This is a genomic window from Paenibacillus sp. FSL H3-0321, from assembly GCF_038002865.1.
In the GTDB taxonomy this organism is placed as follows: Bacteria; Bacillota; Bacilli; order Paenibacillales; family Paenibacillaceae; genus Paenibacillus_AQ.
In genome coordinates this window covers 4,160,021-4,172,154 of record NZ_JBBODH010000001.1, presented here as the reverse complement: position 1 = coordinate 4,172,154, position 12,134 = coordinate 4,160,021, and the positions used below count along the sequence as shown (strand labels likewise).

The window sequence follows — 12,134 nt, the reverse complement described above, 5'->3', positions numbered from 1 at the left end:
TATTTATTACGTTTGCGTTATCTCTAATAGATTAAGGGGGTTTGTGATATGGACGGAGAGGGTGTCCGTGGTATTCGGATAATGGCCGGCATGACGCAGGCTACATTCGCTGATACGTTGGGCGTTAGTCAGGCGCTTGTGTCCGATGTGGAGTGCGGACGCCGTGCGGTGTCGAGAGACTTGCGTATAAAGATCGCGCAGGTCTTCGGCACTGGTGACGACGTGCTCACGGCAATTCAGCGCGCGAAGGAATCCGGTAAGTTGGCGCTCTAGGGCGCTTTTATTTTGATTAAAGGCTTTAGCGCTTTTAAGCGTTAAACAACGTCGTACAGGCGGACTATAAACGCCCGGGAGCACCGCGCAGGCACAAATACACGGCAAACTGCTAGGCCAACGAAGGACGTTACACAATGGAAAATGCAATATGGCGGCTGGATTCCGATAATCTGGCTGCGTACACAGAAGATCACGAAGTCATGGCGAAAATACGCCGCTCCTATCCGGACTTTATCGTAATGGCAACGTACCGGCAGGACGGGAAGCTCCTCGCGAAGCAGTACCGTGTCCCATCCGCACGCAAACGCTCAGCTCGGCATTTATTCGGCGTCCGCTTATCGTAGAAATAGCGTGTTTTAAGCGTGTTTATAACCTGGACGAACAAAGTATCACCGGGCATATTTGTGCGCCTTAAATCAAGCATACGAAGGCAATAGCGTACCGAATATGCGCCTATTTTACGCGAGGGAGGCTAACAGCGGTGGAAGATTACACGATTGAGTACGGAGCCAAGCGCCCGCTCAAATTCAGCGAGTACGTTGTCGATAGTTTAGCAACGGAGGAACTTTTAGAAGAGATCGTCTATTTCGTAGGCCGCGAGGTTAACGTCGATACATACCGGAAGATGGACGCTGTTAAGGCGTGCCGGCTTATCGAAAGGCTCGCAATCATGGTATGCAAAGCGGAGTCACCTACGAAATTGTACGGGATCACGAAGGCACAGGTTAGACACGCGATATTAATGGCGCTTGAAATATTCGGAGGAGGCCGGCCACCGTGGGAGAGAGAATCCGCGTCGTTTCTATAACTCCGCTTGAATTTTACCAGCGAGTAGTTCGCATGGTCAACGAAGACACCGGCCAGCAGCGCGAAATAGTCTACGGCGAGTCCGTGTCTGACCGCTGGATACGTCGCCGAGCGCCCATGGCATGGAAACGTGCAACAACAATCCAAACACGATAAGGAGCAACAAAGATGTCACTTTACCCAAAAGCAAACATATTCACGCTCAGCCCCGCAGAGCAGGCGGTTCTTGACGGATTTATCGGGCCGAGTCTCGGTAAAAGCCGTGTGAGCGATAAGCCGCGCCGCAAGCCGCGCCAGCCAAGCGGTCGAATGAGCGGTTATATTAAGCTCTATGACATTACGCGGGCCTTCGGCTTTATTCGTGTCGGCCGCGACGAGTACTTTTTCCACCGGTCAGCGCTCGGTCCCGGCCTTGAGTACCTGGTAACGGGCGAAATGGTGCAGTTTGACCTCGGCACTGACCGGCAAGGCCGCCCCGTCGCGCTAAACGTCACGCTAGTATGATGCGCCCGCTAATCATCGTCGAGACGGCCGCCGTTGAATCGGCGAAGTTTCTGTCCGCGCAGCTATTCGACAGCGCCGGACACTTACTTGATTCGCTCATCTACCCGTGGCCGGACTTTGCGACGCCAGAGATAGCGGTCCAGGCGGCGCAAGAACTGGCCGCGGCACACCGGATTGATGTGGTAGAGCTTTGGACGTCGGACATCGCACTATATGCGGCTTGCCTGTCCGTCGCGGGCGTAGGTGCAGCGATTAAGCATCCGTCAGATACCGTATCAGCGCGCCGGGCCGTTGAGGATATTCGCGAGGTACTGATTGAACTGCACGGAATCAAGCGGGATATACCGGATGAACCCCTGCCGTCACTGCCGCCGTTACCACGTTGGCGCGCATGGCTGGCGAAATATATCCGAACATTACTAACCAAAATTGAAGGAGCCGGTAAATATGGAATTTACTAAAATTAAGCAGTTTATCGAGGAACGGGCGAACATGTCCGTTAAGCAGGCAGTCGTTAAACAGGAACGGGATTCAGCGCTCGAAGAAGTCCAGGCGCTTAAAGCTGAGTTTGAAGCGACAATGCGGCGCTCACTTGAAACAGGCCAGGACGCAGGAAAGGCGCTCGACGCACTGTCTGTCCGGATCGAAGAAGCGGAACGCACATTCAAACGTAAGGAACGCGAGGCGCAGGTAGCCGCCGCTGTCTTCCAGCCGAAAATGACCTCCGATGACATCATTACGGCGTGGAATACGGAGTTCAAGCCGGCGTTTAAAAAGGAGAAGTTTGACCCGGCAGCCGAGGCGCTGCTTGCGGCAAAAAAGGCGTACATTGTGGCGGTGCAGCAGTACAAGGCAGTAGTGCAGGAGTACGGCAGTATCCGCAGTATGGCTGCGTTTGAACTCGGGCCGGGCGGCAACCATAGTCGCTACATCTACAGGATGACGGACGTTGACTTTCAATCTACTAGAGATACAGACGTGTACTTCTTAAAAGACTCTGACCTGTACGACCTTAACGTAGGCCGGGCGGTTAGAAGCCTCGCCGGAAAGGTGGGCGCTTAATATGAAGTACGCCAAGCTCGAAGAAATGAAGAAGCTCGCCGCCGGCCATCCGCACAAGATTGCAGCCTATTCCGCAGCCAAGCGTGAGTACAACGATACGATCGCTACCATGTTTACCGAAGACGCCCCGTTCAAGTACGTAGGCAGTCCGACGGAATCTTATGTACAGGAAGCGGAAGCACACGCGTCAAAGACCGGCGATGCCGACGACCTGGCGCGGGCAGCGATCCTGCGTGACCGGTTCGATTATTACGACGGTCTGAGCGACGCGGGGTTCGAGTTGCGTACGGCTGCGACAAGCCTGCGCGCTAAACTGGAAAGCGGCGATCCTCTCTCTGCAAAGGACGTACGGGACGCGCACAGGCTCGCCAAGCTTACGTCGTCAGCGGATAACATTGCGCTTTATTCCCGGATTAAGCACGGACACGAAAACCCATCCGAACGACCGGCCCGTACTGAACCGGAAGATTCAAAAGTTACGGCCGAAGATGTAGAAGCAGCGAGAACAGCGGCGCAGGCAAATCCATCCGCGCAGAATATCGCCCGCTTCTCGATCGCGAAAAGGGAATACGCAGCACAGACGGAAGCCTCTGAGTAATCGGGGGCTTCATAATTAAACAAGGGAGATGGTCTAATGAGTCTATGCGTATCAATTTATTCGGTCGGTCAAATCTACGTATTCGCGGACGGGAGAATTTCCGCAAACAGTAACGGAGTTGACTACCTAGTAACTGACACCTATCCGAAAGCGCGCTGCATCGGTGATAAGGTCATTTTTACAACGGGAATGGTGGCAATCGCTGAACAGTTTTTCCAGAACGTAAAGCCGACCAGTACCCTCCGCGAAATCGAGCGAATCGCGAGACGAGTATACAACGGGTTCAAGAGTGAGAATGAAGGCCGGGCGGAGTACAAGGCGCTTGAACACGGTATCGAGTTCGGCGTTGCTGTCCACGATATCACAGCGGGTAAGGCGAGGTATACGCAGCTTTCGTACTACAACGATTTCAAAGCCGATACGAGGATTCCGATTGAGACTGACGTATTTGCGTGGGGCGCTAATTCCGACTGCGTTCTTCCGGAGATTGAACGGTTGTTCCAGATCGGCGGAGATATCACTGAAATCGTTAAGGAGGCGTTTGGGCGCGTGTCTGACGTCCATGTCGGCGGCAAGCTGCACGCGTTCTTCTTTGATGGGCGCAACATCATCGTCCCAAAAGACCCGCTGTGGATACGGAGTAAAACGCAGTACCCTGCGTGGCCTAGTGATAAGGTTCCGAGTACGGCGGACATGGCAGGTAACGTAGTCGCGCGCTCAATTAAGCTTACTGGTGAAATGACGGACAGTGAAGTTATTTCGACCGTTATCCGCGCGAGTCGGATCATTGGAAATGAGATCGAGGGCGGGACGATTACCGGAACAAAGATACAGACGTCTGACTCCGTGTACCCGCGCGTGGTGATCGATCCGGCGAGCGTGGCGTTCGGTGTTTATTCTAGTCCTAATGACGGTATATTGATACCGGCGTATGAGGATGGAGTAAGTAAAATACGCTTTCTTGCGAATGGTAACGAGTCCACAATATATAACTCGCCGGGCGTAGGTTTAGCTATTAGCGCGTTTGGAAATGCGACGATCACAGGATCAAATATTGATCTACAACCAACTAGCGGACGTGTTCGGCTTTCTTCATGGGATAAAATCGCTGACGCTTCAGGAACAACGTTACAGAGTGAATTAAATGCTCTATGGTCAGCGATAGCAGGAAAAGCAAGCGCGTCGCACAGCCACACAGTAACTATTCCGTCGCATAATCATGGGAACCCCGCTAACGCAAACAGTGGAGGGGGAACCTTCACAGCATCTTAACGTAATGGTACTATTAGGAAAATACTATTACGGAGGCTATCATATGAAAAAGTTTGTATCAGGTGTAATCGTCGGAGCGCTGCTATTTGGTGGCGCTTCTGCATTTGCAGGATCAGCGAGTTTAATAGGGCAGAAGGTACAAGGCTTATTTACAGTAGAAAAGAACGGAGCAAAAGTAGCCGATGCTATTATCATAAATGGGTCTGCCTACGCGCCTATTCGTGCGGTTTCTGAGGCGACGGGAACGAAATTAACAATAGAGGGGAAAAAGATAATTATGGGCGATGCGACTGCTAATCAAGTCTCTGACACAACAAACAATGTATCTAATAGTTTAGTAGAGCTACAATCACAAAGAGAGTCACTTATTGCTAATATAGAGAAGAAAAAGACCCACATTAAGAACTACGGAGAAAATCAATTACACATTTGGGAATCTCTCATTAAGGAAAATCCCAATTCCACTACTGTTCCGCAGTGGAAAGAAGCACTGGAACGAGATAAGGTTGTATTAGAGGAACTAAAAGCCGAACTCGCTACACTCGAAGCGCAATTAATAGAGATCGACGCTAAGATTGCCGCATTTAACGAATAACATACGCACATATAACGGCCGTCCTATATGGGCGGTTTTTATTACGAAAGGGGACGCTTAATTATGAAAAAACGCTGCTTACTCGAATTTACGGTAGATGTCACAACGGCCGCCGCAGACCTTACGGAAATGATTACGGCGGTACTGGCGGTCAATCCCGGCCGAGAACTCGAAATACTCCGCGCGCTAGACGTAGAGATTGGTGTCGCACTGGCCGCAGCGGAAGGAGGTGGAGACGTTGGCGCTAACTAATGCAGAATTGCAGACGGACATCCAGCGGTTAGCGGAGACAATTCGCGCGATCCGCGTCAGACAAGGACTGCCGGCCGATCCGTTGCCTCTGCCTCGAACCGTAGAGGAGCCGCTAGCCGGCGCACTCATTAAGCGGCTGGAACCGTTTAGAGCGATCGCGGTCAAGTATGCGTCTCTGCTCGCGGATGGGCGAATCGCTCACGTTGACATCAGTAAGCTTGAACGATACCGGGAATACGGCCGGATGCTGATATATGCGCGCGGCATTTGGAGTTCGTTCTACGGGACAGCGGTAAACGGCATCTTTCAACAGCTCGATAAGATAAGCGCGGCCGTTGAGTCCGGAGAGGCTGCAGAGGTTGATACTAACCGAATGATGCGTACCTTTCATTTGCTGCTGGAAACGTTCATGAAAGCGGACGGTAATAGCTGGGATATGTTTACAGCATACGGAGGCTATTCGGATGAGCGCCGGGCAGCAGAGGCGGAACTTAAACGCTTGATTGCGGATGACGAGGCGTTCCAGACTGCATATGACGAAGCACTAGCGCAATTACCTACGAAAGAGGAGGACGATTTATATGAGTAACAACGCGAGACAACGTAAGGTACTGGAGGCGCAATTAACACCGCAGCAACAGAAGGCCGCGCAGCTTATCGTAACAAACGAGTGGGCGGAGTTGCTGACGGATGACGGAAAGAAGAAGACAGCGCAGGAGTTAGCGGACGAGATCGGTATCGCGCGGAGTACGTTCTTCGAATGGAAAGCGCAGGAGGTATTCGGTGCTTACGTTAACTACCTTACGGACATGCAGCTTAGCGCTATGAGATCGGAGGTTAACACCGCGCTCATGAAAGCGATCCGAGGCGGAGCGAACGGAGTACCTAGCGTTAAGGCGCTCGACCTGTACTTCCGCAGATACGGATTGCTCACCGATCGGACCGTCGTTGAGGATACGCGTCAGACCGTCGAGGACAGACGCAGAACTGACGAAGAGATTCGCACGAGCCTTAGCGAATTGGATGCGATGGTTAACGGCAGCACAGACGCAGAGAGTGCGTAGTATCGTAGAGGCGTACGCCGACTATTCCGGACTAAAAGCGCGTTTCACCTGCACGGTGCTCGCGGTGGACGGCCGCCCTAAAACTCGGGGGTCACCGCTGCATAAACGCTGCATAAACGCTGCATGAACGTATGTATAAACGTGTGATTGACGTATGTATAAAGCACAGCGGCTACGGCTGACCTGCGTATGAGCCCGTAAATCCTTGATACATAAGGGTTTGCGGGCTTTTTCTTTTGTCTGCGAATAGCTACGTGATTACAAATCAGCTAGGTTAGCGAGTGTATAAAAATACATATTCTTGTTTCCGCAGGGCGTTACCCCCAAGGCCCCTAGCGCCAGGACCGCATTCTGCTGTATGTACAGTCCGACAATAAATTTTTACCCGAGGGTCACATTCTGCGTTTGTCTACGCGTATCCGATATGCTATTATAATAGGTAGATAATCGAATAAACGTAGAAGTATCGGAATCAGTCCGGTATGTGATCGTAAACTAAACGTTGATGCTGCGGGCTTTTTCGTACATTAGCGGGCAAATACGTGACTCGAAATCAGTTAGGCGTGTCACAGCGTGCGTGGGTTCGAATCCCACCCTCTCCGCCACTACAGCACTTTATAATCGTTAATCCAACCTTCGCTGATCGGCGGAGGTTTTTTTATTTGTACTTAATCAACAACAAAAAGAGGAACCCTTTCGGGTCCCTCTCCAGAGGCAGTACATCAATGATGTTCGGAATTTCTCTGTGTAAAGCCGCTAAAGTGATTGGGTTGTGCTGAGACTGTGCTTTTTTTAGGAGCCCAGCCCTTACTCTTCCCGGGTTACAATAGTTGCTGAATCAGAATCCCAGTGATTGTGTTCGTCTACGACGTCCAACGGAACCACACCTCTCTTTTGTACTGCCTGAGTTTATTATGGGACAGGATCGACTCTTTTATACATGGTGCTCAAAAATTAATGGACCCGTGCTTTTTCGACCTTTTTCCATTTGCGGTTTTTGTTGGTGGTTTCGGGGAAGGTATCACCCTTTTCCATTTCAATCCGTTTCGGATTACTGATCTGTGTATGGAAGCTGCGTGCTTCGCCTACTTCCATGTAGACACCGGGGTTAGGTGCTTTGTCGCCTTTTTCATATTCCGTCTGTTCGCCCATGATATCCCTCCTTCTCTTGAGTGGTGAATACAGTTATATTGTGCGCACTCGTGGGGTTGTTCATGTAGCTAAAAAGTACCTGGAACTGGCATTGATTAATATTGCTTGCACTCGTCAGAACTATTTGGTATATTAATATGGTGCGAGTCTATGTTTGTGCTCGTTCCTTGCTCCTGACGTGATCAGGGGCCGCAGACCATAAGGAGGTGAAAATTATGCGCAAATATGAAGTCATGTACATTATTCGTCCTGACATTGAACAAGAAGCCGTTCAAGCAGCAGTCGAAAAATTCCAAGGCATCATCTCCAACGGCGGAGAAATTACAAAGCACGATGTGCAAGGTAAACGCCGTCTTGCGTATGAGATCAAGAAATTCCGTGATGGCGTTTATGTTTTGGTTAACTTCAATGCAGAACCTGCAGTAGTTACCGAATTGGAACGTCTCATGAAGATTTCCGACGAAGTAATTCGTTATCTCATTACGAACGACGTTGCCTAAGATGTTGACAAGCTTTGTAATTGATCGCGTTAAAGGAGGGGATTGAATTGTTGAACCGTATCATTCTGATCGGTCGGTTGACCCGTGACCCGGAACTTCGTTATACTCCCGCTGGTGTTGCCGTAACGCAGTTTACACTTGCTGTAGACCGCAACTTTACGGGCCAGAACGGTGAACGCGAGGCGGACTTCATCCCGGTAGTAACCTGGAGACAGCTGGCTGAGACCTGTGCCAATTACTTGCGCAAAGGACGACTGGCAGCCGTGGAAGGACGCATCCAAGTACGGAATTACGAGAATAACGAAGGTAAACGTGTATACGTAACCGAAGTCATTGCCGATAATGTCCGTTTCCTGGAATCTTCGCAGAACCGTGAAGGCGGAAATACACCAAGTGGTGCAGGTACTCCTGAAGAACCAGCCTATGGCGGTGGCGGCGGTAACAGTGGACGCGGAAATAGCAATAATTTCACGCGTAACAACAACAATAATCAAGATCCTTTTTCGGGCGATGGAAAACCGATCGATATATCGGACGATGATTTGCCATTTTAATAAGGAAGGACTGAACTGAACATGGCTTTCAAACAAAGAGAAGGCGGAGACAACGACAAAAGACCGGCACGTCGTGGTGGACGCAACAAGCGCAAAAAAGTGTGCTACTTCACTGTGAACAAAATTACTCACATTGATTATAAAGACACTGAGCTTCTTAAGAAGTTCATCAGCGAACGCGGAAAGATTTTGCCGCGTCGTGTAACAGGTACAAGTGCAAAATACCAACGCGCTCTGACCATTGCTGTAAAACGCTCGCGTCAAATCGCGCTGCTGCCTTACACAACGGAATAGGACGTTTTATACAAAGCAGCCGGGCAACCGGCTGCTTTTTTATTTGCTCCTAAACGACACCCTCCCGCAATAACCGGACTCAGCTAAATAGAAGAAAGACGGATAAAACCAAATGATAGCAGGACGGCTGCGGTCAAAGTATGCCCGCTTGGTCATAAATACTTAATTGTATATAATGAGTAAGAAATGACGGAAGCTGAACAGCCGCATAATTTAATTCTTGGAGGCATGATGATGGTCAGTGCAAGCCCCTTTGTAGTTATTGAGAATGTACAGGAATCGGTAGAATATTATCAGAGCGTGTTTGGCGGGGAAATTAAGATTTTGAATGAGCATAAAGGAAAGTGGCTGCATGCAGAGCTGCATCTGGGCCAGAGTCTGATCCATTTCTCCGATGATTACGGGAAAGGCGCCAAGACGGAAAATGTCAGCATTATTATGGGGCTGGACAGTGAGGAACAGCTGCGCGGCATTTATGACAAACTGATTGCTGATGGCGGTCAAGTCCTGGTTGAGCTGCAAAAGACTTTCTTCGGCGCTCTTCATGGACAAGTTGCAGATAGTAAGAATAGAATTAGTTGGGTATTGAACTGTTTTGTTGCCAATTGACGGATGTCACAGAATGTAGTAAATTACAGTTATCCTAAACTAAAGGGGAAATTTTGATGTTGGTGAGCGTTCTTAACTAAGCAATTTCATATTACCTGAACAATTAGCTGCGCCAGGTATCGGATTAGGCGATACGTGTGCTCTGTTTGAGTCTGTCCCGCGACATGCTCTGGTTGTTGAAGGTGAATGATTTAGTTAAGAACACACGAAGCGTCACGATGGCCTCTTTACGGCTGTTGTTCTCTTTGTAATTAACCGTGCTCTTGCAGCACGGTTTTTTCTGTTTTCAGAGACAACACCATATAAATGAGGGCAAGGACTGCCGTAGTGGCAGTCTTTGCCCTTTTTTGCGTTAGGAACAATCACGCCTGATACATTCAGGTCGACAATAGAGGAGGAGAAACATTGAATCTGCAAAGTTTGAATACGCTTGAATACGAAGAGATCAAACAGGATTTGGCACGGCATGCAGTATCCTATGAAGGAAGAAGATATGTAAATGAGCTGGCACCGATGACTTACCTGCCGGCAATCCACCGGGCAATGGATGAAACGGATGAAGCCTATGAGCTGCTGGGAAGAGGGGCAAGTGTTCCGTTGCCTTCTCTGGAGGGAATCGAGTCGATCATGTCACTGCTGGGTACCGGATATATGTATAACGAGCAGGATCTTATGTCGGTATGCACCTTTCTGAACAGCTGCAGTCAGCTGCGCAAGTATATGGCCTCCAAGGAGCAAAGTGCGCCGCGAATCGCCGCCTATGGAGCTTCTCTGCAGGAATTGAGGCATGTCAGAGAGGAAATTGAACGCTGTATCCGGTTTGGGGTCATAGAAGACCAGGCGAGTAAAGGGCTGGAGAGAGTGCGCAAGCGTCTGGCAGTGGCTAAAGAGCGGCTGAACAGGAAGCTGGAGAGCATTATGTCCAAGCACCAGTCTATCCTCCAGGAGAATCTGGTCAGCATGCGCGGCGGGCGTTATGTTATTCCTGTAAAACGCGAATATCACAAACAGGTGAAAGGCTCAGTGCTGGATCAATCCACCAGCGGACAGACCGTCTTCGTCGAGCCTTATGATATAGCCGCCCTGCAGGGAGAGCTGGAGCTGCTGGCTGCTGACGAGGCACGGGAAGAGGGAATGATTCTAAGCATGCTCAGCGGCATGGTGGAACAGGAGCAGGAAGCCTTGCGGGTAAATATTGATGTGACGGGCACGTATGATTTCATCTTTGCCAAAGCTAAGTACGCCCGCACACTTGGGGCGAGGAGAGTTGCTTTGAATGACCGTGGTTACCTGAGGATGAACGGCGGCAGGCATCCGAAGCTGAAGGATATGGTGCCGGTCAGCCTAGAGTTTGGCAAGGGCTATAGGTCTTTGATTGTAACAGGCCCCAATACTGGGGGGAAAACAGTTGTGCTCAAAACGCTGGGCCTACTGACCTTAATGGTGCATTCCGGAATGCTGGTTCCTGTAGAGGAGGACTGTGACTTCGCTGTATTCAGCGATGTAATCAGTGTTATTGGAGACGGACAGAGCCTGACGCAGTCGCTGAGCACCTTTTCTGCCCAGATGAAGAGCATTGAGGGAATGCTGCAGGATGCAGGCAAAGGGGTACTGCTGCTGATTGATGAGCTGGCGGCAGGGACAGATCCCGGTGAAGGTTTTGCTCTCTCGATAGCTATTCTTGAGGAACTGAACCGCAAAGGGGCGAATATCATTGTCACTACCCATTTTAATGAGCTAAAAGTGTTTGCTGCTTCCACCCCGGGATTCCAGAATGCGCGGATGGAGTTCGATAAGGAGACACTCCGGCCGCTCTACAAGCTGACCATTGGCGAGGCGGGTGAAAGCTACGCGCTGCAAATCGCCGAGAAGCTGGGTATCCCGGGCAATGTCATTCAGCGCTCGCAGCAGCTTGTAGCCCAGCAGCGGGAACAACAGGGCGGGAGAGAGAACTGGAGCAGTCCTAATGCCGGGTACACAGGGCATAAGACTGAAGGATTGAGACTGTCCGTTGAATCGAATGAAGAGGACAAAGAGCGGACTCAAGAAGGCGGAGAACAGAATGACTCTGCGGAGGAAGCAGGCAGTAAGAAGCAGGCCGTAAATTTTGAGGTAGGGGATGCGGTGTATGTCAGCTCCCTTGGAAGAACGGGAATTGTGTATGAGAAGCGAAATGACCTGGGAATGGTTGGGGTCATGATTCAAAAGCAAAAAATGCAAATAAATCATAAACGCCTGAAACCCTACCTCTCCAAAGCGGAGCTGTATCCTGACGATTATGATTTTGATATTATTTTCGAGAGCAAGGATACCCGTAAAAAGCGCAAACTGATGCGAAAAAGACATGTTGAAGGCGTGACGATCATCCATACGGACGAGGAGCAATAGGCATAAATTCTGAACGGAGGTCTGCCCCGAAAAGGCAGGCCTTTTTGTGTCCGCAGCACAAAGGTTACAAATATGGTCTTTTCTTTACGGAGAATATTGTATATCCTCTATAATGTGGTTTATCAAAACCGTGTTTTAAAAATTTTACACATTATATGATATATATAGCTTAAATTGGAATGACAACTAAATTTTAATAATAAATTC

18 protein-coding genes are annotated in these 12,134 nt (G+C 49.9%); 17 read left to right on the top strand and 1 reads right to left on the bottom strand.

Going from position 1 to position 12,134, the window contains the following annotated elements:
* The first annotated feature begins 48 nt into the window (after window positions 1–48).
* From MHI45_RS18515 to MHI45_RS18460, 12 genes are all read left to right on the top strand, one after another.
* A complete protein-coding gene (locus MHI45_RS18515; RefSeq protein WP_341119267.1) occupies window positions 49–273 on the top strand; it encodes a helix-turn-helix transcriptional regulator in 225 nt (74 codons plus the stop codon).
* Between the two features lie 137 nt (window positions 274–410).
* Window positions 411–620 (top strand): hypothetical protein, encoded by a 210-nt coding sequence (locus MHI45_RS18510; protein ID WP_341119266.1) that lies wholly within the window; start codon window positions 411–413, stop codon window positions 618–620.
* A 137-nt stretch (window positions 621–757) separates the two neighbouring features.
* Window positions 758–1,084, top strand: coding sequence for a hypothetical protein (locus MHI45_RS18505; protein ID WP_341119265.1), 327 nt, complete (start codon window positions 758–760; stop codon window positions 1,082–1,084).
* Window positions 1,085–1,251: 167 nt separating this feature from the next.
* Window positions 1,252–1,587 carry a cold shock domain-containing protein gene (locus MHI45_RS18500; RefSeq protein WP_341119264.1) on the top strand — a complete coding sequence of 112 codons (336 nt, stop codon included), beginning with the start codon at window positions 1,252–1,254 and terminating at the stop codon, window positions 1,585–1,587.
* Window positions 1,584–2,048, top strand: coding sequence for a hypothetical protein (locus MHI45_RS18495; protein WP_341119263.1), 465 nt, complete (start codon window positions 1,584–1,586; stop codon window positions 2,046–2,048). The genes MHI45_RS18500 and MHI45_RS18495 overlap by 4 nt, the downstream gene beginning before the upstream one ends.
* Window positions 2,035–2,649 carry a hypothetical protein gene (locus tag MHI45_RS18490; protein WP_341119262.1) on the top strand — a complete coding sequence of 205 codons (615 nt, stop codon included), beginning with the start codon at window positions 2,035–2,037 and terminating at the stop codon, window positions 2,647–2,649. The genes MHI45_RS18495 and MHI45_RS18490 overlap by 14 nt, the downstream gene beginning before the upstream one ends.
* Window position 2,650: 1 nt before the next feature.
* Window positions 2,651–3,247, top strand: coding sequence for a hypothetical protein (locus MHI45_RS18485; RefSeq protein ID WP_341119261.1), 597 nt, complete (start codon window positions 2,651–2,653; stop codon window positions 3,245–3,247).
* 36 nt (window positions 3,248–3,283) lie between these two features.
* Window positions 3,284–4,519 carry a hypothetical protein gene (locus MHI45_RS18480; RefSeq protein ID WP_341119260.1) on the top strand — a complete coding sequence of 412 codons (1,236 nt, stop codon included), beginning with the start codon at window positions 3,284–3,286 and terminating at the stop codon, window positions 4,517–4,519.
* Window positions 4,520–4,562: 43 nt separating this feature from the next.
* Entirely contained in the window at window positions 4,563–5,114 is a 552-nt protein-coding gene (locus MHI45_RS18475) for a hypothetical protein (RefSeq protein ID WP_341119259.1), read from the top strand.
* A gap of 63 nt (window positions 5,115–5,177) precedes the next feature.
* The gene (locus MHI45_RS18470) at window positions 5,178–5,366 is read left to right on the top strand and encodes a hypothetical protein (RefSeq protein WP_341119258.1); all 189 of its coding nucleotides are present in this window, start codon (window positions 5,178–5,180) and stop codon (window positions 5,364–5,366) included.
* The gene (locus MHI45_RS18465; protein WP_341119257.1) at window positions 5,353–5,955 is read left to right on the top strand and encodes a hypothetical protein; all 603 of its coding nucleotides are present in this window, start codon (window positions 5,353–5,355) and stop codon (window positions 5,953–5,955) included. The genes MHI45_RS18470 and MHI45_RS18465 overlap by 14 nt, the downstream gene beginning before the upstream one ends.
* Window positions 5,948–6,430, top strand: coding sequence for a phBC6A51 family helix-turn-helix protein (locus tag MHI45_RS18460; protein WP_341119256.1), 483 nt, complete (start codon window positions 5,948–5,950; stop codon window positions 6,428–6,430). The genes MHI45_RS18465 and MHI45_RS18460 overlap by 8 nt, the downstream gene beginning before the upstream one ends.
* A 954-nt stretch (window positions 6,431–7,384) precedes the next feature.
* Here MHI45_RS18460 and MHI45_RS18455 read toward each other — a convergent pair.
* Window positions 7,385–7,582 (bottom strand): YjzC family protein, encoded by a 198-nt coding sequence (locus MHI45_RS18455; RefSeq protein WP_038598253.1) that lies wholly within the window; start codon window positions 7,580–7,582, stop codon window positions 7,385–7,387.
* Between the two features lie 215 nt (window positions 7,583–7,797).
* Between MHI45_RS18455 and rpsF the strand changes: the two genes are divergently transcribed.
* The 5 genes from rpsF (at window position 7,798) to MHI45_RS18430 (ending at window position 11,927) form a co-directional block, all read left to right on the top strand.
* Complete coding sequence (gene rpsF / locus MHI45_RS18450; protein ID WP_038598251.1) at window positions 7,798–8,082, top strand: 30S ribosomal protein S6; 285 nt, start codon at window positions 7,798–7,800, stop codon at window positions 8,080–8,082.
* Window positions 8,083–8,129: 47 nt separating this feature from the next.
* Complete coding sequence (ssb, locus tag MHI45_RS18445; protein WP_038598246.1) at window positions 8,130–8,636, top strand: single-stranded DNA-binding protein; 507 nt, start codon at window positions 8,130–8,132, stop codon at window positions 8,634–8,636.
* Between the two features lie 21 nt (window positions 8,637–8,657).
* Window positions 8,658–8,930, top strand: a complete 273-nt coding sequence (rpsR, locus tag MHI45_RS18440; protein WP_019914552.1) for a 30S ribosomal protein S18 — start codon at window positions 8,658–8,660, stop codon at window positions 8,928–8,930.
* Window positions 8,931–9,164: 234 nt separating this feature from the next.
* Window positions 9,165–9,539, top strand: coding sequence for a VOC family protein (locus tag MHI45_RS18435; RefSeq protein WP_038598245.1), 375 nt, complete (start codon window positions 9,165–9,167; stop codon window positions 9,537–9,539).
* 405 nt (window positions 9,540–9,944) lie between these two features.
* Window positions 9,945–11,927, top strand: a complete 1,983-nt coding sequence (locus MHI45_RS18430) for an endonuclease MutS2 (RefSeq protein WP_341119255.1) — start codon at window positions 9,945–9,947, stop codon at window positions 11,925–11,927.
* The last annotated feature ends 207 nt before the right edge of the window (window positions 11,928–12,134 follow it).